The 19,968-nt window shown below is 52.5% G+C and carries 19 protein-coding genes; all 19 read left to right on the top strand.

The genetic code is table 11. The features are described 5' to 3' along the window. The first annotated feature begins 13 nt into the window (after window positions 1-13). The 19 genes from amiB to E4Z61_RS14615 all read left to right on the top strand — a co-directional run bounded on the left by amiB (window position 14) and on the right by E4Z61_RS14615 (window position 19,888). The gene (amiB, locus tag E4Z61_RS14705; RefSeq protein WP_135323421.1) at window positions 14-1,348 is read left to right on the top strand and encodes an N-acetylmuramoyl-L-alanine amidase AmiB; all 1,335 of its coding nucleotides are present in this window, start codon (window positions 14-16) and stop codon (window positions 1,346-1,348) included. Between the two features lie 9 nt (window positions 1,349-1,357). Beyond that, complete coding sequence (gene mutL, locus E4Z61_RS14700) at window positions 1,358-3,214, top strand: DNA mismatch repair endonuclease MutL (RefSeq protein WP_135323420.1); 1,857 nt, start codon at window positions 1,358-1,360, stop codon at window positions 3,212-3,214. After that, entirely contained in the window at window positions 3,207-4,157 is a 951-nt protein-coding gene (gene miaA, locus E4Z61_RS14695) for a tRNA (adenosine(37)-N6)-dimethylallyltransferase MiaA (protein ID WP_135323419.1), read from the top strand. The genes mutL and miaA overlap by 8 nt, the downstream gene beginning before the upstream one ends. A gap of 84 nt (window positions 4,158-4,241) precedes the next feature. Beyond that, the gene (gene hfq, locus E4Z61_RS14690; protein ID WP_096758588.1) at window positions 4,242-4,553 is read left to right on the top strand and encodes an RNA chaperone Hfq; all 312 of its coding nucleotides are present in this window, start codon (window positions 4,242-4,244) and stop codon (window positions 4,551-4,553) included. A 74-nt stretch (window positions 4,554-4,627) separates the two neighbouring features. After that, the gene (hflX, locus tag E4Z61_RS14685; RefSeq protein ID WP_135323418.1) at window positions 4,628-5,908 is read left to right on the top strand and encodes a ribosome rescue GTPase HflX; all 1,281 of its coding nucleotides are present in this window, start codon (window positions 4,628-4,630) and stop codon (window positions 5,906-5,908) included. A gap of 190 nt (window positions 5,909-6,098) precedes the next feature. After that, a complete protein-coding gene (gene hflK / locus E4Z61_RS14680) occupies window positions 6,099-7,352 on the top strand; it encodes an FtsH protease activity modulator HflK (RefSeq protein WP_135323417.1) in 1,254 nt (417 codons plus the stop codon). Between the two features lie 2 nt (window positions 7,353-7,354). Further along, on the top strand, window positions 7,355-8,359 hold the full coding sequence (hflC, locus tag E4Z61_RS14675) for a protease modulator HflC (protein ID WP_135323416.1): 1,005 nt from the start codon (window positions 7,355-7,357) through the stop codon (window positions 8,357-8,359). Between the two features lie 82 nt (window positions 8,360-8,441). Further along, window positions 8,442-8,639 (top strand): DUF2065 domain-containing protein, encoded by a 198-nt coding sequence (locus E4Z61_RS14670; protein ID WP_135323415.1) that lies wholly within the window; start codon window positions 8,442-8,444, stop codon window positions 8,637-8,639. A gap of 102 nt (window positions 8,640-8,741) precedes the next feature. After that, the gene (purA, locus tag E4Z61_RS14665) at window positions 8,742-10,040 is read left to right on the top strand and encodes an adenylosuccinate synthase (RefSeq protein ID WP_135323414.1); all 1,299 of its coding nucleotides are present in this window, start codon (window positions 8,742-8,744) and stop codon (window positions 10,038-10,040) included. Between the two features lie 217 nt (window positions 10,041-10,257). After that, entirely contained in the window at window positions 10,258-10,683 is a 426-nt protein-coding gene (gene nsrR / locus E4Z61_RS14660) for a nitric oxide-sensing transcriptional repressor NsrR (protein ID WP_135323413.1), read from the top strand. Window positions 10,684-10,721: 38 nt separating this feature from the next. Beyond that, window positions 10,722-13,184, top strand: coding sequence for a ribonuclease R (gene rnr / locus E4Z61_RS14655; protein ID WP_135323412.1), 2,463 nt, complete (start codon window positions 10,722-10,724; stop codon window positions 13,182-13,184). Between the two features lie 72 nt (window positions 13,185-13,256). After that, on the top strand, window positions 13,257-13,988 hold the full coding sequence (gene rlmB, locus E4Z61_RS14650) for a 23S rRNA (guanosine(2251)-2'-O)-methyltransferase RlmB (protein ID WP_135323411.1): 732 nt from the start codon (window positions 13,257-13,259) through the stop codon (window positions 13,986-13,988). Between the two features lie 119 nt (window positions 13,989-14,107). Beyond that, window positions 14,108-14,512: a YjfI family protein gene (locus tag E4Z61_RS14645; protein ID WP_135323410.1), complete on the top strand. Its 405-nt coding sequence runs from the start codon at window positions 14,108-14,110 to the stop codon at window positions 14,510-14,512. A 15-nt stretch (window positions 14,513-14,527) separates the two neighbouring features. After that, window positions 14,528-15,226: a PspA/IM30 family protein gene (locus tag E4Z61_RS14640; RefSeq protein WP_135323409.1), complete on the top strand. Its 699-nt coding sequence runs from the start codon at window positions 14,528-14,530 to the stop codon at window positions 15,224-15,226. A gap of 57 nt (window positions 15,227-15,283) precedes the next feature. Beyond that, on the top strand, window positions 15,284-15,943 hold the full coding sequence (locus E4Z61_RS14635; protein ID WP_135323408.1) for a YjfK family protein: 660 nt from the start codon (window positions 15,284-15,286) through the stop codon (window positions 15,941-15,943). Between the two features lie 19 nt (window positions 15,944-15,962). Next, complete coding sequence (locus E4Z61_RS14630) at window positions 15,963-16,361, top strand: DUF350 domain-containing protein (protein WP_135323407.1); 399 nt, start codon at window positions 15,963-15,965, stop codon at window positions 16,359-16,361. A gap of 9 nt (window positions 16,362-16,370) precedes the next feature. After that, entirely contained in the window at window positions 16,371-17,012 is a 642-nt protein-coding gene (locus E4Z61_RS14625; protein WP_135323406.1) for a DUF1190 domain-containing protein, read from the top strand. Between the two features lie 2 nt (window positions 17,013-17,014). Further along, window positions 17,015-18,181, top strand: a complete 1,167-nt coding sequence (locus E4Z61_RS14620) for a glutathionylspermidine synthase family protein (protein WP_135323405.1) — start codon at window positions 17,015-17,017, stop codon at window positions 18,179-18,181. Between the two features lie 84 nt (window positions 18,182-18,265). Then, the gene (locus tag E4Z61_RS14615; protein ID WP_135323404.1) at window positions 18,266-19,888 is read left to right on the top strand and encodes an isovaleryl-CoA dehydrogenase; all 1,623 of its coding nucleotides are present in this window, start codon (window positions 18,266-18,268) and stop codon (window positions 19,886-19,888) included. The last annotated feature ends 80 nt before the right edge of the window (window positions 19,889-19,968 follow it).

Raw genomic sequence — 19,968 nt, 5'->3', positions numbered from 1 at the left:
TAAGGGTGGCGGGATGATTTATCGCATCAGAAACTGGCTGATGGCAACCTTGGTCCTGCTGTGCGCGCAGGCAGGGGCTGCCAGCCTTTCCGATCTTCAGGTTTCCAATGGTGAACAACAGGCACGGATTACGCTCAGCTTTATTGGCGAACCTGAATATGCCGTTTCGCAGGATGGGAAGCGCACCGTTGCGCTGGATATTAAACAAACTGGTGTAATTCAGGGATTACCGCTGTTGTTTAGCGGAAATAACCTGGTAAAGGCGATTCGTGCGGGCACACCGAATGATCCACAGTCTTTGCGACTGGTCGTCGATTTGACTGAGAACGGAAAAGCCGCCGCCGTAAAACGGCAAAACGGTGGCAACTATACCGTCGTGTTTACCATTAATGCTGATGCCCCTCCGCCGCCGCCCCCACCTCCTGTGGTGGTAAAGCGTGTTGAAGCACCCGTTGTCGCTCCGCGCCCGGCAGAACCTGCGCGAAACCCGTTTAAAACGGAAAACAATCGCACAACTGTCGTGACTAACAGTAATACGACCACGCGACCTGCCGCTCGGGCGACGAGCAGCAATAATGGCGACAAAGTGGTCATTGCGATTGATGCTGGGCATGGTGGACAAGATCCTGGCGCAATTGGCCCTGGTGGCACGCGGGAGAAAAACGTCACCATCGCCGTCGCGCGTAAGCTGCGTAGTCTGCTCAATGATGATCCGATGTTTAAGGGCGTCCTCACCCGTGACGGAGATTACTTTATCTCGGTGATGGGGCGTTCCGACGTCGCGCGTAAACAAAATGCCAATTTCTTGGTCTCTATCCATGCGGATGCAGCACCTAACCGGGATGCCACAGGTGCTTCCGTGTGGGTGCTGTCAAACCGTCGGGCCAATACTGAAATGGCCGGCTGGCTGGAACAGCACGAGAAGCAGTCGGAGCTGTTGGGAGGCGCAGGTGATGTGCTGGCAAACAGTCAGTCCGATCCGTATTTGAGCCAGGCGGTACTGGACCTGCAGTTCGGTCATTCACAGCGCGTAGGGTATGATGTGGCGACCAGCATGATCGGGCAGCTAGAGCGCATTGGCTCGATGCATAAGCGTCGTCCGGAACACGCCAGCCTGGGCGTATTACGTTCGCCTGATATCCCGTCAGTGCTGGTTGAAACCGGCTTTATCAGTAACAACAGCGAAGAGCGTTTGTTGGCGAGCGATGATTATCAGCAGCAACTGGCTGAGGCGATTTACAAAGGGCTGCGTAACTATTTCCAGGCGCACCCGATGCAAACCGGGCCGCAGGGCGCACCGGCGCAAACCGCCAGCGCTGTCTCGCCGGGTGACACGTTAACCAATTAAGGATTAGCCATGCCGATTCAGGTTCTACCGCCACAGCTGGCGAACCAAATTGCCGCAGGTGAAGTGGTAGAACGGCCTGCTTCAGTGGTTAAAGAGCTGGTAGAAAACAGCATCGATGCGGGTGCAACGCGCATTGATATTGATATCGAGCGAGGTGGTGCCAAGCTTATCCGCATTCGTGACAATGGCTGTGGCATTAAAAAAGACGAGCTGGCGCTGGCGCTGGCGCGTCATGCGACCAGTAAAATTGCCTCGCTTGACGATCTCGAAGCTATCGTTAGCCTCGGGTTTCGCGGGGAAGCGCTGGCTAGCATCAGTTCGGTTTCACGTTTAACTCTGACGTCACGTACGCAGGAACAACCTGAAGCCTGGCAGGCCTATGCCGAAGGGCGCGACATGGACGTGACGGTTAAACCCGCCGCACATCCGGTGGGAACCACTCTGGAGGTGTTAGATTTGTTCTATAACACGCCAGCACGGCGTAAGTTCATGCGCACCGAGAAAACCGAATTTAACCACATCGATGAGATTATCCGGCGCATTGCGCTGGCGCGTTTTGATGTGACTATAAATTTATCGCACAACGGTAAAATGGTACGTCAGTACCGCGCAGTCTCAGCCGATGGCCAGAAAGAGCGTCGTCTGGGCGCGATTTGCGGCACACCGTTTTTGGAACATGCGCTGGCAATTGAGTGGCAGCATGGTGATTTAACGCTGCGTGGATGGGTGGCTGACCCAAATCACACCACGACGGCGCTGGCGGAAATCCAGTACTGCTATGTGAATGGTCGTATGATGCGCGATCGGCTGATTAACCACGCTATCCGTCAGGCTTGCGAAGATAAACTTGGGGCCGATCAGCAGCCTGCATTTGTCCTGTACCTGGAGATCGACCCGCATCAGGTGGATGTTAACGTGCATCCTGCCAAGCATGAAGTCCGTTTCCACCAGTCCCGACTGGTGCATGATTTTATCTATCAGGGCGTGCTGAGCGTTCTGCAACAGCAACTTGAAACGCCGCTGCCCTTGGCTGATGACGAAGAGCCTGCGCCAAGGTATATCCCGGAAAACCGGGTAGCGGCGGGACGAAACCACTTTGCCGAACCCGCACCAGCGCGTGAACCAGCTACACCACGTTATTCCGTATCGGCGGGCGGAGGCGGTGGCCGCCAGGCGAGCGCCAGTTGGCCTCATGCTCAGCCTGGGTATCAAAAGCAGCAGGGTGAAATTTATCAGCAACTGCTGCAAACGTCTGCGCCAATGCACAAACCCTCTGTGTCTGAAACACCCGCAGCGCCTCTTACCGGAAACAGCCAAAGTTTTGGTCGTGTATTGACGATCGTTGGGGCAGACTGCGCATTACTGGAATGTGACGGTCATATTCGCTTGCTGGCGTTGCCAGTGGCTGAGCGCTGGCTGCGTCAGGCGCAGTTAACGCCAGAGCAAGGTCCCGTTTGCTCCCAGCCGTTGCTGATCCCATTGCGTCTAAAAGTGACCAATGATGAGAAGGCGGCGCTGCAAAAAGCGCAGAGTCAGTTGGCTGAATTGGGCATTGAATTTCAACTGGATGTGCAGCATGTGACCATCCGAGCGGTGCCTTTACCCTTACGCCAACAAAATTTACAAATCTTGATTCCTGAACTGATAGGCTACCTGGCGCTGCAGTCCGTATTCGAACCTGGCGATATCGCACAGTGGATTGCTCGAAACGTCATGAGTGAACATCCGCAGTGGAGCATGGCCCAGGCCATTACGCTGTTAACGGATGTTGAGCGGCTATGCCCACAATTAGTGAAGACGCCGCCGGGTGGTCTGTTGCAACCTGTTGATTTACATTCGGTAATGAACGCCCTGAAACATGAGTGATATCAGTAAGGCGAGCCTGCCAAAGGCACTATTTTTAATGGGGCCGACGGCCTCCGGTAAAACGGCATTAGCAATTGAATTGCGTAAAGTTTTGCCAGTAGAGTTGATAAGCGTTGATTCCGCCCTTATCTACAAGGGGATGGATATCGGTACCGCTAAGCCGGATGCTGAAGAGTTAAAGGCCGCGCCGCATCGATTGCTGGATATTCGCGATCCGGCACAGGCGTATTCTGCTGCGGATTTTCGTCGCGATGCGCTAGCCGAGATGGCTGATATCACCGCGGCGGGACGAATCCCGCTGTTAGTGGGCGGCACAATGTTATATTTCAAAGCCTTGCTCGAAGGGTTGTCGCCGTTACCGTCGGCGGACCCGGAGGTCAGGGCCAGAATTGAGCAGCAGGCGGCAGAGCGTGGATGGGACGCGTTACACCGACAGCTTCAGGAGATCGATCCGGTAGCTGCGGCGCGGATTCATCCAAATGATCCGCAAAGACTTTCCCGGGCACTGGAAGTTTTTTTCATTTCGGGTAAAACTTTAACGGAGCTGACGCAAACGTCAGGAGATGCTTTGCCGTATCAGGTGCATCAGTTTGCAATCGCCCCGGCGAGCCGTGAACTGCTCCATCAGCGAATTGAGCAGCGTTTTCATCAGATGTTAGCTTCAGGTTTTGAAGCAGAAGTCCGGGCGCTTTTTGCCCGAGGAGATTTGCATACGGATTTGCCTTCCATTCGTTGTGTAGGGTATCGCCAGATGTGGTCATACATTGAAGGCGAAATTTCATACGATGAAATGGTTTATAGAGGTGTTTGCGCCACGAGGCAGTTGGCGAAGCGGCAGGTAACCTGGTTGCGTGGTTGGGAAGGGGTGCACTGGCTTGACAGTGAAAAGCCTGACCAGGCGCGAAACGAAGTATTACAGGTTGTTGGTGCTATCGCGAATTGAATGTGTACAATTGAAACGTATCGTGCGCAATTTTTCAGAATCGAAAGGTTCAAAGTACAAATAAGCATATAAGGAAAAGAGAGAATGGCTAAGGGGCAATCTTTACAAGATCCGTTCCTGAACGCACTGCGTCGGGAACGTGTTCCAGTTTCTATTTATTTGGTGAATGGTATTAAGCTGCAAGGTCAAATCGAGTCTTTTGATCAGTTCGTGATCCTGTTGAAAAACACGGTCAGCCAGATGGTTTATAAGCACGCGATTTCTACTGTTGTCCCGTCTCGTCCGGTATCTCATCACAGCAATAATGCCACCGGCGGCACTGGTAGCAGTAACTACCATCACGGTAGCAGCGCGCAGGGTTCTTCTGCGCAACAGGACAGCGAAGAAACCGAATAAGGTTGTTAGCTGTTTTACACACGGGGAGCCAGAGATCCTGCGTTCCCCGTTGATATATATTAAGGGGTTGACGCTTGTTTGACCGTTATGATGCCGGTGAGCAGGCGGTACTGGTACACATCTATTTTTCGCAAGACAAAGATATGGAAGACCTCCAGGAGTTTGAATCTCTGGTTTCTTCCGCCGGTGTCGAAGCAATGCAGGTGATTACCGGGAGCCGTAAAGCACCGCACCCGAAGTTTTTTGTTGGTGAAGGTAAGGCAATCGAAATTGCGGAAGCCGTAAAAGCGACTGGCGCTGCGGTGGTGATTTTTGATCATGCTTTGAGCCCTGCCCAGGAACGTAACCTGGAACAGTTATGTCAGTGTCTTGTTATCGACAGGACCGGTCTGATTTTAGATATTTTTGCCCAGCGTGCGCGTACCCATGAGGGTAAGTTGCAGGTTGAGCTGGCGCAGTTGCGCCATATGGCTACGCGTCTGGTCCGTGGCTGGACCCACCTTGAAAGGCAAAAGGGCGGGATTGGTTTGCGCGGTCCGGGTGAAACCCAGCTCGAAACCGACCGTCGTTTGCTGCGTAATCGTATTTTGCAGATCCAGTCGCGCCTGCAAAAAGTTGAAAAGCAACGTGAGCAGGGGCGGCAGTCGCGCAAGAAAGCGGATGTTCCAACCGTCTCACTGGTGGGATATACCAACGCCGGAAAATCCACCCTGTTCAACCAGATAACCGAAGCCCGGGTTTATGCAGCGGATCAACTTTTTGCGACCCTGGATCCGACGTTACGGCGTATTGACGTAGCGGACGTCGGCGAAACCGTGTTGGCGGATACCGTAGGGTTTATCCGTCATTTGCCGCACGACCTGGTGGCGGCGTTTAAAGCCACTTTGCAGGAGACTCGTCAGGCGACATTGCTGCTGCACGTTATTGATGCGGCAGATTTTCGTGTGCTGGAAAACATTGAGGCCGTCGACACGGTTCTCGAAGAGATCGACGCGCACGAGATCCCGACCCTGCTGGTGATGAATAAAATCGATATGCTGGACGACTTTGAGCCGCGTATCGACAGAGATGAAGAAAATAAACCAATCCGCGTTTGGGTTTCAGCACAAACCGGTATTGGCATACCACAGCTTTTTCAGGCTTTAACAGAGCGTCTTTCTGGTGAGGTTGCGCAGCATACGTTGCGTTTGCCGCCGCAGGAAGGGCGTCTGAGAAGCCGGTTTTACCAACTTCAGGCAATAGAGAAAGAGTGGATGGAGGAGGACGGCAGCGTAGGTCTGCAAGTTCGCATGCCAATCGTTGACTGGCGTCGCCTCTGTAAACAAGAACCGGCACTGGAAGACTATGTTGTCTGACCAGACGGATATAGCCTGAAGATTTTTTCGCCTCTATACCTTGTGGATTTTGTGCGGCAGGAAGGCGGCAAGCCCTGAAATCCCCAGGAGCATAGTCAACTATGTGACTGGAGGTTGAGGGACGTAGCCAACGCATCTGCAGCGCAAAAGACGCAGGTATAGCATCGCATAACAAATATGGAGCATAAACATGGCGTGGAATCAGCCCGGTAATAACGGACAAGACCGCGACCCCTGGGGAAGCAGCAAACCTGGCGGCAACCCTGAGGGAAATGGAAACAAAGGTGGTCGCGATCAGGGACCTCCCGATCTTGATGATATCTTCCGCAAGCTGAGTAAAAAACTCGGCGGGCTGGGTGGCGGAAAAGGTACAGGCTCTGGTGGCGGTAGTTCATCGCAAGGCCCGCGTCCGCAACTGGGCGGTCGAGTCTTTACTATTGCCGCAGCAGCTATTGTCATTATCTGGGCAGCCAGCGGTTTCTACACCATTAAAGAAGCGGAACGCGGCGTGGTGACACGCTTCGGTAAATTCAGCCATCTGGTTGAGCCGGGTCTGAACTGGAAACCGACATTTGTCGATACCGTCACGCCGGTGAACGTTGAAGCCGTGCGTGAACTGGCAGCCTCCGGTGTGATGCTGACCTCTGACGAAAACGTCGTGCGCGTTGAGATGAACGTGCAGTACCGTGTAACCGATCCGCAGAAGTATCTGTTTAGCGTGACCAGTGCTGATGACAGCCTGCGTCAGGCAACCGACAGTGCCCTGCGTGGAGTTATCGGTAAGTACACCATGGACCGTATCTTGACCGAAGGGCGTACCGTTATTCGTAGCGATACCCAGCGTGAACTGGAAGAGACCATTCGTCCATACAACATGGGTATTACCCTGCTGGACGTCAACTTCCAGGCTGCACGTCCGCCGGAAGAGGTGAAAGCGGCGTTTGACGATGCTATCGCGGCGCGTGAAAACGAGCAGCAGTACATTCGTGAAGCAGAAGCCTACACCAACGAAGTACAGCCGCGTGCTAACGGTCAGGCGCAGCGTATTCTTGAAGAAGCGCGTGCATACAAAACACGAACCATCCTGGAAGCACAGGGTGAAGTGGCACGTTTCGCAAAAATTCTGCCGGAATATAAAGCCGCACCGCAAATTACTCGTGAGCGTCTGTATATCGAGACTATGGAAAAAGTGCTGAGCCATACCCGTAAAGTGTTGGTTAACGACAAGGGTGGCAATCTGATGGTTCTGCCGTTGGACCAAATGCTAAAAGGTGGCAACGCCCCGGCAGCAAAGAGTGAAAGCAGTTCAAACCTGCTGACTCTGCCGCCAGCATCGTCTTCCAGCACGGGAGCAAGCAACACCTCGTCCACCAGTCAGGGCGATATTATGGACCAACGCCGCGTTAACGCGCAGCGTAACGACTACCAGCGTCAGGGGGAATAACGATGCGTAAGTCAGTTATTGCGATTATCATCATCGTTCTGGTAGTGCTGTTCATGTCTCTCTTTGTGGTCAAAGAAGGCGAGCGTGGTATTACCCTGCGCTTTGGCAAAGTTCTACGTGACGATGACAACAAACCGCTGGTTGTTGCGCCGGGTCTGCACTTCAAGATTCCGTTTATTGAATCCGTGAAGATGCTTGATGCGCGTATTCAGACCATGGATAACCAGGCCGATCGCTTTGTTACCAAAGAGAAGAAAGACCTGATCGTTGACTCCTACATCAAGTGGCGTATCAGCGACTTCAGCCGTTACTACCTGGCAACGGGCGGTGGCGATGTTTCTCAGGCAGAAGTCCTGTTAAAACGTAAGTTCTCTGACCGTCTGCGTTCTGAAATCGGCCGTCTGGACGTAAAAGACATCGTTACCGACTCTCGTGGTCGCTTAACGCTGGAAGTCCGTGATGCGCTGAACTCGGGTTCTGCAGGTACAGAAGACGAAGTCGCGACGCCAGCGGCGGACAGCGCGATTGCCGAAGCGGCTGAACGTGTTCAGGCTGAAACCAACGGTAAAGTCCCGGTCATCAACCCGAACAGTATGGCGGCGTTGGGGATCGAAGTGGTTGACGTGCGGATTAAGCAAATCAACCTGCCTGCTGAAGTGTCTGAGGCGATCTATAACCGTATGCGCGCTGAGCGTGAAGCGGTAGCGCGTCGCCATCGTTCACAGGGTCAGGAAGAGGCGGAAAAACTGCGTGCAACAGCGGATTATGAAGTCACCAAAACGCTGGCAGAATCTGAGCGTCAGGGCCGTATTATGCGCGGTGAAGGTGATGCAGAAGCCGCTAAACTGTTTGCTGACGCATTCAGTCAGGATCCTGACTTCTACGCTTTCATCCGTAGCCTGCGTGCTTACGAGAAGAGCTTCGAAGGTAATCAGGACGTGATGATCATGAGTCCGGACAGCGATTTCTTCCGCTACATGAAGACACCGAACACCGCGACACGCTAAACTCGCACCTGCGGTTTTAGACCAGCAAAACCACCAGCGTCCCCAGGGATGCGGTGGTTTTCTTTTTATATAAGGACAACGGATGAATTCGACAATTTTGCTGGCACTTGCGCTGGTTTTGGTGCTGGAAGGTCTGGGTCCGATGCTTTATCCCAGTGCCTGGAAGAAAATGATCGCGGCGATGGCGCAACTTCCTGAAAATATTTTACGTCGTTTTGGTGGAGGTCTTGTGGTTGCGGGCGTTGTGGTCTACTACATGTTGAAGAAAACGATTGGCTGAACAATAAGTAGACTAATTTGCGGTTTTTCGCATGCAAAAAGTGCTGTATATCTGAAAAAGCGGTGGTAGAATCCATTTTTAAGCAAACGGTGATTTTGAAAAATGGGTAACAACGTCGTCGTACTGGGCACCCAATGGGGTGACGAAGGTAAAGGGAAGATCGTCGATCTCCTGACTGAACGGGCTAAATATGTTGTGCGCTACCAGGGTGGTCACAACGCAGGCCATACTCTCGTAATCAACGGTGAAAAAACCGTCCTCCATCTTATTCCATCAGGCATTCTTCGCGAAAACGTCATCAGCATCATCGGTAACGGTGTAGTGCTGTCTCCGTCTGCGTTGATGAAAGAGATGAAAGGGCTGGAAGACCGCGGGATTCCTGTCCGTGAGCGCCTGCTGCTGTCTGAAGCGTGTCCGCTGATCCTTGATTATCATGTTGCGTTAGATAATGCGCGTGAGAAAGCGCGTGGCGCGAAAGCGATCGGCACCACTGGTCGTGGTATCGGGCCGGCTTATGAAGACAAGGTAGCACGTCGCGGTCTGCGCGTTGGCGATCTGTTTGATAAAGCAACCTTCGCTGAAAAACTGAAAGAAGTGATGGAATATCACAACTTCCAGCTGGTGAATTTCTATAAAGTCGACGCTGTTGACTACCAGAAAGTGCTGGATGATGTGATGGCGATTGCCGACATCCTGACCTCTATGGTTGTTGATGTCTCCGACCTGCTGGACCAGGCACGTAAACGTGGCGATTTCGTCATGTTTGAAGGTGCCCAGGGTACGCTGCTGGATATCGACCACGGTACCTATCCGTATGTAACGTCCTCCAACACCACCGCAGGTGGCGTGGCAACCGGCTCTGGCCTGGGCCCGCGTTATGTGGACTACGTTCTGGGTATCATCAAAGCCTATTCTACTCGCGTAGGAGCAGGTCCGTTCCCGACCGAACTTTTTGATGATGTCGGCGAGTTCCTGTGCAAGCAGGGTAACGAATATGGCGCGACTACCGGTCGTCGTCGTCGTACCGGCTGGCTGGACTCCGTTGCTGTGCGTCGTGCAGTACAGATTAACTCCCTGTCTGGCTTCTGCCTGACCAAACTGGACGTACTGGACGGTTTGAAAGAGGTGAAAATCTGTGTCGCTTACCGTATGCCGGATGGTCGTGAAGTGACGACTACCCCGCTGGCAGCTGACGACTGGAAAGGCATCGAGCCGATCTACGAAACTATGCCTGGCTGGTCTGAATCCACTTTCGGTGTGAAAGAGCGTAGTGGCCTGCCGCAGGCAGCGCTGAATTACGTCAAGCGTATTGAAGAGCTGACCGGTGTGCCGATTGATATCATCTCAACTGGCCCAGACCGTACTGAAACCATGATTCTGCGCGATCCGTTCGACGCATAATTTGGGTTATCGCGTAGCGTCAGATGGCGCTACGCTTGCTTTATCGTAGGCCGGATGAGATGCTTTGCATCGGTATCTGGCTTAAAATTACGTAAGTTCCTCGCTTTTTTCCTTCCCGAACTGAAATAAATTAGCGACCTGGCTGGTGGCTGGTTTATCATCAATATAATTAATACTACCAGGCTTATCCGTTTTATCCTTTTTTCCTGAGGTTGATGTGCAGTTAACAAGTTTCACCGATTACGGATTACGCGCGCTAATTTATATGGCGTCACTACCCGAAGGACGTATGACCAGTATTTCTGAGGTGACAGACGTCTACGGCGTGTCCCGTAATCATATGGTCAAAATAATCAATCAACTTAGCCGGGCGGGCTTTGTTACTGCTATTCGTGGAAAAAATGGCGGTATTCGCCTGGGCAAAGCGGCTAAGGATATTGGTATTGGTGATGTGGTCCGCGAGTTGGAGCCGTTGACGTTGGTCAACTGCAGCAGCGAGTTTTGCCACATTACCCCTGCCTGTCGACTCAAACAGGCACTTTCTAAGGCAGTGCAAAGTTTTCTCACGGAACTGGATAACTACACACTTGCTGATTTGGTTGAAAAGAATCAACCACTTTATAAATTATTGCTGGTGGAGTGACGAAAATCTTCATCAGAGATGACAACGGAGGAACCGAGATGTCACATGATCCTTTCCAGGAACGCGAAGCAGAAAAATACGCGAATCCCATCCCGAGCCGGGAATTTATCCTCGAACATTTAACCAAACGTGAAAAACCGGCCAACCGCGATGAGCTGGCCGTTGAACTCAACATTGAAGGCGAAGAGCAGCAAGAAGCGCTTCGCCGTCGCCTGCGCGCGATGGAGCGTGATGGGCAACTGGTCTTCACTCGTCGCCAGTGCTATGCATTGCCGGAGCGTCTTGACCTGCTGAAAGGTACCGTTATTGGCCACCGTGATGGCTACGGCTTTCTGCGCGTCGAAGGCCGCAAAGACGATCTGTACCTTTCCAGTGAGCAGATGAAAACCTGCATCCATGGCGATCAGGTGCTGGCGCAACCGCTGGGCGCGGACCGTAAAGGCCGCCGCGAAGCGCGGATTGTGCGCGTACTGGTGCCGAAAACCAGCCAGATTGTCGGACGTTACTTCACCGATGCGGGCGTAGGCTTTGTGGTTCCTGACGACAGCCGTCTCAGCTTCGACATCCTGATCCCGCCTGAAGAAGTGATGGGGGCTCGCATGGGCTTTGTGGTGGTGGTTGAACTGACCCAGCGCCCGACCCGTCGCACCAAAGCAGTAGGTAAAATTGTTGAAGTGCTGGGTGACAACATGGGCACCAGCATGGCCGTTGATATGGCCCTGCGTACGCATGAAATCCCTTATATCTGGCCTGATGCGGTAGTTAAACAAGTCGCTGGGCTGAAAGAAGAAGTCCCGGAAGAAGCCAAAGTCGGTCGTGTTGACCTGCGTGATTTACCGTTGGTGACGATTGATGGCGAAGATGCGCGTGACTTTGATGATGCGGTCTACTGCGAGAAGAAACGCGGAGGCGGCTGGCGTTTGTGGGTGGCTATCGCTGACGTAAGCTATTACGTTCGTCCGCCGACTCCGCTGGATCAGGAAGCGCGCAGTCGCGGTACTTCCGTCTACTTCCCGTCGCAGGTTGTGCCAATGCTGCCGGAAGTCCTTTCCAACGGTTTATGTTCACTGAACCCGCAGGTGGACAGACTGTGCATGGTCTGTGAAATGACCATTTCCACGAAAGGGCGTCTGACGGGCTACAAATTCTATGAGGCGGTGATGAGCTCTCACGCGCGCCTAACCTACACCAAAGTCTGGCACATGCTGCAGGGTGATGAGGAATTGCGTGAGCAATATGCGCCGTTGGTAAAACACATTGAAGAGCTGCACAATCTCTACAAAGTACTGGATAAAGGCCGTGAAGAGCGCGGCGGAATCTCGTTTGAAAGTGAAGAAGCGAAGTTTATCTTCAATGCCGAGCGCCGTATTGAACGTATCGAGCAGACGCAGCGTAATGATGCGCACAAGCTGATTGAAGAGTGCATGATCATGGCGAATATCTCAGCGGCACGATTCGTCGAGAAAGCCAAAGAGCCGGCGCTGTTCCGTATTCACGACAAGCCGACGACTGAAGCCATTACCTCCTTCCGTTCCGTACTGGCGGAGTTGGGACTGGAACTGTCGGGTGGTAACAAACCCGAGCCGCGTGATTACGCTGAACTGCTGGATTCGATTGCCGACCGTCCTGACGCAGAAATGCTGCAAACTATGCTGCTGCGTTCCATGAAGCAGGCGATTTACGATCCGGAAAACCGCGGTCACTTTGGCCTGGCGCTGCAGTCTTATGCGCACTTTACCTCGCCGATCCGTCGTTACCCGGATCTCTCCTTGCACCGTGCGATCAAGTATCTGCTGGCTCAGGAGCAGGGTCATAAAGGCAACACCACGGAAACCGGTGGCTACCATTATTCGATGGAAGAAATGCTGCAGCTGGGTCAGCACTGTTCGATGGCCGAACGCCGTGCTGATGAAGCCACGCGTGATGTCTCCGACTGGCTGAAGTGTGACTTCATGCTGGATCAGGTCGGTAATGTCTTTAAAGGTGTGATTGCCAGCGTTACCGGTTTTGGCTTCTTTGTCCGCCTGGACGAACTGTTTATCGACGGTCTGGTGCATGTCTCCTCGCTGGATAACGACTACTATCGCTTCGATCAGGTTGGGCAACGCCTGACCGGTGAATCAAGCGGTCAGATGTATCGCCTGGGCGATCGCGTTGAAGTCCGTGTGGAAGCGGTCAACATGGACGAGCGTAAAATCGACTTTAGTCTGATCTCCAGCGAACGTGCGCCGCGTAACGAAGGTAAAACCGCGCGCGAAAAAGCCAAAAAAGTCGATGCGGGTAAAAATACCGGCAGACGTCGTCAGGTAGGAAAAAAGGTGAATTTCGAGCCGGACAGTGCATTCCGTGGCGAGAAAAAAGGCAAAGCCAAACCTCAGGCGGATAAAAAAACGGCTGAGAAAAAAGGCGATAAAAAAGCGAAAAAGCCATCGTCAAAAACGCTTAAAATCGCGGCCGCCACCAAAGCTAAACGCGCGGCGAAAAAGAACGTCGCACAATAACAGCCATAAACCGTAAGCCGGGCGCGCTGCGAGCCGCCCGGCGTTACACCTAAACTATTAACGAGTACATTCATGAGTGAAATGATTTACGGCATCCATGCGGTGCAGGCTCTGCTTGAGCGCGCGCCTGAGCGCTTTCAGGAGGTCTTTATTCTCAAAGGGCGTGAAGACAAACGCCTGCTGCCGCTGATCCATGCCCTGGAAGCACAGGGTGTCGTCATCCAACTGGCGAACCGCCAGTTCCTGGATGAGAAAAGCGAGGGTGCAGTTCATCAGGGGATTATCGCCCGTGTGAAACCGGGTCGTCAGTATCAGGAAAACGATCTGCCCGATCTGATCGCCTCACTCGATCAACCATTCTTTTTGATCCTCGATGGCGTTACCGATCCGCACAACCTGGGTGCTTGCCTGCGTAGCGCAGACGCTGCCGGGGTGCATGCGGTTATCGTTCCGAAAGATCGTTCTGCACTGCTGAATGCTACGGCAAAAAAAGTGGCCTGCGGCGCCGCAGAAAACGTACCGCTGATCCGTGTGACCAACCTGGCGCGCACCATGCGCATGCTGCAGGAAGAGAATATCTGGATCGTCGGAACGGCAGGCGAAGCGGACCATACGCTGTTCCAGAGTAAAATGACCGGCCGAATGGCGCTGGTAATGGGCGCAGAAGGTGAAGGTATGCGTCGTCTGACCCGCGAACACTGTGACGAACTGATCAGCATCCCGATGGCAGGGAGCGTTTCGTCATTGAACGTTTCAGTTGCGACGGGTATCTGCCTGTTTGAAGCCGTCCGCCAGCGCGGCTAAACTTATTTTTCAGACAAAGCCACCCGGATTCGGGTGGCTTTTTTTTATTATAAACGAGTATGATAAAGGGTAGAAAATGATATTCATTTATTTATAATTAAATTATATATGGATAATATATGGCATGGACTCCGCAGTTGCTTGCTGAAGCAATACAAACTATTCCTGAATTAAATATAGATATTGAATATAACGAACAATCATTAATTATCAAAATGAATGATTATGGCGATTTATCACTCGGTATTTTATTCACATCCCGCCAGATAATTATTGAAACAGTTATTTGTCCTGTCAGCAGTATTAATCAGCAGGATGAATTCAATATTTTCTTATTACGTAATCAGAAACTCCTTCCTCTGTCTTCCGTGGGGGTTTCTCGCGTTCAGCAGGATGAATATTACATCGCATTTGGAGCACTCTCGCTTAATTCATCACTGGATGATGTAGTGCTGGAGATGACTACGCTCGCAGATAACGCGCTGGATCTGGCTGAAATCACTGAAGAATACACTCACGAATAACAAGGAACGCTATTTATGGGAATTTTAAAAAGCCTGTTTACCCTCGGCAAGTCCGTACTTTCTCAGGCGGAAGAGTCAATTGAAGAAGCGCAGGGGGTCCGCATGCTGGAGCAGCATATCCGTGATGCGAAAGGTGAACTGGATAAAGCCGGAAAATCACGGGTAGACCTGCTGGCGCGAGTGAAACTCAGCCATGACAAGTTGAGCGATCTGCGCGAGCGTAAATCCAGTCTGGAAACACGAGTGCTGGAAGCACTGAGTAAAAACGCTAATCCGTCTCTGATTAACGAAGTTGCAGAAGAAATCGCCCGTCTGGAGAATGCCATTGCAGCTGAGGAGCTAGTACTTACTAACTTAGAGGCGTCGCGGGATGGCGTTGAAAAGGCGGTTAGTGCAACCGCACAACGGATTGCACAGTTCGAGCAGCAGCTTGAGGTGGTAAAGGCGACGGAAGCTATGCAGCGCGCCCAGCAGGCAGTGACTATCTCGACCGTAGGCGCGTCTTCGAGTGTATCTACAGCCGCAGAGTCGCTCAAGCGTTTGCAAACGCGCCAGGCAGAGCGTCAGGCCCGTTTGGATGCCGCTGCGCAGCTGGAAAAGGTTGCGGATGGGCGTGACCTGGATGAGAAGCTGGCCGAAGCAGGCATTGGGGCGAGCAATAAAAGTTCGGCTCAGGATGTTCTGGCACGACTGCAGCGTCAGCAAGGCGAGTAAACGTCGGTGAAATGCGCCAGCCTCGAAAGAAGGCTGGCAGATCATTAAGGGAAAATGATGATGAGTTTTTTCCAGCGCTTATTTGGTAAAGCCGCTGCTGTTGCGCCAGCTCGCGGGCCGTTGGGGCTACATCTTAATTCCGGTTTTACGCTTAACACACTGGCGTTTCGCCTGCTTGAAGAATCTCTATTGATCGAGTTGCCCGGTGAGGAGTACACCGTTGCAGCCGCCAGCCACATTGATTTAGGTGGCGGAAGCCAGATTTTTCGCTACTACACGTCCGGAGAAGAGTTTCTGCAAATCAATACCACGGGCGGCTCAGACATTGATGATATCGACGATATCAAATTCTTTGTTTATGCAGAAAGTTACGGGATTTCGCAGAAAAAACACTGGCAGTCTGCCATTAGCCCTTCTGCGATAGGGGCCCCGGCGCTGAACTGGCAGGAAGAGCGTTGGCAGCGCTTTTTTAACGATGAAGAGCCCGGGAATATTGAGCCGGTTTATATGCTGGAAAAAGTAGAAAATCATCAGCATGCCACATGGGATGTACATAATTTTACCATGGGTTATCAGCGCCAGGTTACAGAGGATACATGGGAATACCTGCTGTTGAACGGTGAAGAGTCGTTTAATGAGCAGGGAGAGCCTGAGTGGGTATTCTCGAGGGCGCTGGGTGTGGATATTCCATTAACATCACTTAATGTAATTGGTTAATTTCAGGGAAGGTTACACAATGCACATACTGGATTCATTACTGGCTTTTTGCGCCTATTTTTTTATTGGTGCAGCCATGGTGATCGTTTTTCTGTTTATCTACTCAAAAATCACGCCGCACAACGAATGGCAACTGATTAAAAATAATAATACTGCAGCGTCACTGGCGTTTAGCGGTACGTTGCTGGGCTACGTTATTCCGTTATCCAGCGCGGCAATTAACGCCGTTAGCATTCCGGATTATTTTTCCTGGGGCGGTATCGCACTGGTGATACAACTCATCGTTTACGGTGGCGTGCGTTTATATATGCCGACAATGAGTGAGAAAATTATTAATCATAATACTGCAGCGGGATTATTTATGGGGACCGCTGCGCTGGCGGGTGGCATTTTTAACGCCGCCTGCATGACATGGTAATGGACGATCATGGCAAGAAAACGTAAATCAGGAAACAAAAACAGGGCGCCAGGGCATTCTGCTATCACGCGAATTGGGCGCCCGGCGAATCCCTTTGTAAAAAAACGCAGCCGATACAGCGGAAAGTACCTGACGCTGGCCATTATGGGCGGAGCGGCATTTTTTGTCCTCAAAGGATGTGCTGATGACGGCAATACCGATAACGATGGTGACGGTACCTTTTACTCCGCGGTGAGTGAATGTATTGACGATGGCAATAGCGCCACCGTTTGTGCCGATGGCTGGAACAATGCGAAAACAGAGTTCTACTCTAACCTGCCAAAGCAAATGAGCAAGCAGAGCTGTCAGACACAGTTTGGCGACTGTTATCTCGACAGCATCGATCAAAGCTGGGTGCCGATATTCTCCGGTTTTTTACTCAGCCGCGTCATTCGCAAAAATCGCGACGAACAATATGTTTATAGCAGCGGTGGTTCTTCCTATGCTTCGCGCCCGGTCTGGCGTACGACTTCCGGGGATTACAGTTGGCGTTCCGGTAGTGGAAAACATGATACTGCAACCAGCCATAGTTATACGACGAAGAAAGTCTCGACGGTTTCACGCGGCGGCTACGGGCGTTCGTCCAGCGCGCGTGGGCACTGGGGAGGTTAACGATGCTGCGACATGATGTCCCTGTTCGTCAGGATTTGGACCGGATCGCCTACGATCACGGCTTTGATTTTCATATTATCGATAACGAGATTTACTGGGATGAGAGCCGGGCATACCGCTTTACGCTCCGGCAAGTGGAAGAGCAGATCGAAAAACCCACTGCGGAACTGCACCAGATGTGTCTGGATGTCGTCGAACGAGCAGTTAACGACGAACAGATTATGCAGCAACTGGCGATCCCGCCGCTGTACTGGGATGTTATTGCCGAAAGCTGGCGCAATCGCGATCCCTCTCTGTACGGCCGAATGGATTTTGTCTGGTGCGGAAATAACGCCCCAGTCAAGCTGCTGGAGTACAACGCGGATACGCCAACATCGCTCTATGAGTCAGCGTATTTCCAGTGGTTATGGCTGGAAGATGCGCGTCGTAGCGGGGTGATTCCACGCGACGCCGATCAGTACAACGCTATTCAGGAGCGGTTGATCTCCCGTTTTGCTGAGCTTTATAGTCCGGATCCCTTCTATTTCTGCTGCTGTGAAGATACCGATGAAGACCGTACCACGGTGCTGTATTTACAGGATTGCGCACAGCAGGCGGGGCAAGAGTCACGGTTTATTTACGTCGAAGATCTGGGGCTTGGCGTTGGCGGTGTTCTCACGGACCTGGATGATAACGTCATTCGTCGCGCCTTTAAGCTCTATCCCCTGGAGTGGATGATGCGAGATGAAAATGGCCCCTTACTGCGCCATCGCCGCGAACAGTGGGTTGAGCCGTTATGGAAGAGCGTACTCAGCAATAAAGGGCTGATGCCATTGCTGTGGCGATTTTTTCCCAACCATCCCAACCTGCTGCCCGCCTGGTTTGACGGTGAAACACCACAAATTGCAGCTGGTGAAAGCTATGTACGCAAACCGATATTTTCCCGTGAAGGGGGAAATGTCACCATTTTTGATGGTCAGCAGCAGGTCGTTGAGCATGCCGAGGGTGATTACGCCGAAGAACCGATGATCTATCAGGCATTTCAGCCATTACCGCGCTTTGGCGACAGCTACACGTTGATCGGTAGCTGGATTGTGGATGATGAAGCCTGTGGCATGGGGATCCGCGAAGATAATACGTTGATCACTAAAGATACTTCTCGTTTTATTCCTCACTATATTGCGGGCTAACCGTACTTTTGTGATCTTCCTCCGTCGCGAATACTGTGGTACTGGCCATACTTAAGGCGACGGCCATTGACGGAGGGAGACACAATGCACTGGCAAACGCATACCGTTTTTAACCAACCTGTACCGCTCAATAACAGCAATTTGTACCTGTCGGATGGGGCCCTGTGCGAAGCAGTCAATCGTGAAGGCGCGGCCTGGGACAGCGATCTCCTAGCCAGTATTGGTCAGCAGTTAGGTACTGCGGAATCGCTCGAACTGGGTCGGTTAGCCAACGCTTATCCACCTGAACTGTTGCGATACGATCCGCAGGGGCAGCGACTGGATGATGTGCGCTTTCATCCTGCTTGGCATTTACTGATGCAGGGGCTATGCGCCAACCGCGTACATAATCTTGCCTGGGAAGAGGAGGCGAGGCAGGGGGCATTTGTTGCCCGAGCCGCACGCTTCATGTTGCATGCGCAGGTGGAAGCGGGAACCTTGTGCCCGGTGACCATGACATTTGCTGCCACACCGTTGTTACTGCAGATGTTACCCTCACAATTTCATGACTGGCTGACGCCACTGCGCAGCGATCGCTACGATTCACATCTTCTACCCGGTGGGCAAAAGCGCGGCCTGCTGATCGGCATGGGAATGACGGAAAAACAGGGAGGGTCGGATGTCTTGAGCAATACCACGCAGGCAGAACGCCTGGCGGATGGCGCGTATCGGCTGGTGGGGCATAAGTGGTTTTTCTCGGTACCGCAAAGTGACGCCCATTTGGTGCTGGCGCAGGCAAAAGGCGGCTTATCCTGCTTTTTTGTGCCGCGATTTTTACCTGATGGTCAGCGTAATGCCATCCGTCTTGAGCGCCTGAAAGATAAGTTAGGCAATCGCTCTAATGCCAGTTGTGAGGTTGAGTTTCAGGATGCGATGGGCTGGTTGCTGGGAGAAGAGGGCGAAGGTATTCGCCATATCCTGAAAATGGGCGGGATGACGCGTTTTGACTGTGCGCTGGGCAGTCACAGCATGATGCGGCGCGCCTTTTCCGTCGCGATTTACCATGCGCATCAGCGCCAGGTGTTTGGCAAGCCGCTGATTGAGCAGCCTATGATGCGACAGGTATTAAGCCGCATGGCGCTTCAACTGGAAGGTCAGACCGCGTTAATGTTTCGCCTGGCGCGGGCTTGGGATCGGCGAACTGACGCGAAAGAAGTGCTGTGGGCTCGGTTGTTCACCCCGGCGGCTAAATTTTCCATCTGCAAAAGCGGTATGCCATTTGTTGCAGAGGCAATGGAGGTGCTCGGCGGTGCAGGCTATTGCGAGGAGAGTGAGCTGCCGCGCTTGTACCGTGAAATGCCGGTAAACAGTATCTGGGAAGGATCTGGCAACATTATGTGCCTTGATGTGCTGCGGGTGCTGGCGAAACAAGCTGGTATGGTCGACATGCTCAGCGAGGCTTTTGCTGAAGTCAAAGGGCAGGACAGACATTACGATCGGATGGTGCGTAAGCTGCAGCAGCATTTACGTAAACCCAGTGAGGAGTTGGGACGGGAAATCACGCAGCAACTTTTCCTGCTCGGCTGCGGGGCGCAGATATTGCGTTATGCTTCTCCACCTGTGGCGCAGGCCTGGTGTCAGATGATGCTGGATACGCGCGGTGGGCTGAAGCTGTCTGAACAGGTGCAGAATGATTTATTACTGCGGGCAACGGGGGGATTACGTTAGCGACTTGCCTGATGGTAACACTGGCGCATCTTATCTGGCCTACAGTCTTATTTTCGATGTAGGCCGGATAAGCGAGCGCC

It is taken from the genome of Citrobacter tructae (assembly GCF_004684345.1).
Classification (GTDB): domain Bacteria; phylum Pseudomonadota; class Gammaproteobacteria; order Enterobacterales; family Enterobacteriaceae; genus Citrobacter; species Citrobacter tructae.
The sequence above is the reverse complement of the archived record's forward strand: the minus strand, read 5'-3'. Positions and strand labels throughout refer to the sequence as shown.

Coding starts and splice junctions, on each gene's coding strand:
- amiB (WP_135323421.1), top strand. CDS start 14: ATGATTTATCGCATCAGAAACTGGCTGATGGCAACCTTGGTCCTGCTG.
- mutL (WP_135323420.1), top strand. CDS start 1,358: ATGCCGATTCAGGTTCTACCGCCACAGCTGGCGAACCAAATTGCCGCA.
- miaA (WP_135323419.1), top strand. CDS start 3,207: ATGAGTGATATCAGTAAGGCGAGCCTGCCAAAGGCACTATTTTTAATG.
- hfq (WP_096758588.1), top strand. CDS start 4,242: ATGGCTAAGGGGCAATCTTTACAAGATCCGTTCCTGAACGCACTGCGT.
- hflK (WP_135323417.1), top strand. CDS start 6,099: ATGGCGTGGAATCAGCCCGGTAATAACGGACAAGACCGCGACCCCTGG.
- hflC (WP_135323416.1), top strand. CDS start 7,355: ATGCGTAAGTCAGTTATTGCGATTATCATCATCGTTCTGGTAGTGCTG.
- E4Z61_RS14670 (WP_135323415.1), top strand. CDS start 8,442: ATGAATTCGACAATTTTGCTGGCACTTGCGCTGGTTTTGGTGCTGGAA.
- purA (WP_135323414.1), top strand. CDS start 8,742: ATGGGTAACAACGTCGTCGTACTGGGCACCCAATGGGGTGACGAAGGT.
- rnr (WP_135323412.1), top strand. CDS start 10,722: ATGTCACATGATCCTTTCCAGGAACGCGAAGCAGAAAAATACGCGAAT.
- rlmB (WP_135323411.1), top strand. CDS start 13,257: ATGAGTGAAATGATTTACGGCATCCATGCGGTGCAGGCTCTGCTTGAG.
- E4Z61_RS14645 (WP_135323410.1), top strand. CDS start 14,108: ATGGCATGGACTCCGCAGTTGCTTGCTGAAGCAATACAAACTATTCCT.
- E4Z61_RS14640 (WP_135323409.1), top strand. CDS start 14,528: ATGGGAATTTTAAAAAGCCTGTTTACCCTCGGCAAGTCCGTACTTTCT.
- E4Z61_RS14635 (WP_135323408.1), top strand. CDS start 15,284: ATGATGAGTTTTTTCCAGCGCTTATTTGGTAAAGCCGCTGCTGTTGCG.
- E4Z61_RS14630 (WP_135323407.1), top strand. CDS start 15,963: ATGCACATACTGGATTCATTACTGGCTTTTTGCGCCTATTTTTTTATT.
- E4Z61_RS14625 (WP_135323406.1), top strand. CDS start 16,371: ATGGCAAGAAAACGTAAATCAGGAAACAAAAACAGGGCGCCAGGGCAT.
- E4Z61_RS14620 (WP_135323405.1), top strand. CDS start 17,015: ATGCTGCGACATGATGTCCCTGTTCGTCAGGATTTGGACCGGATCGCC.
- E4Z61_RS14615 (WP_135323404.1), top strand. CDS start 18,266: ATGCACTGGCAAACGCATACCGTTTTTAACCAACCTGTACCGCTCAAT.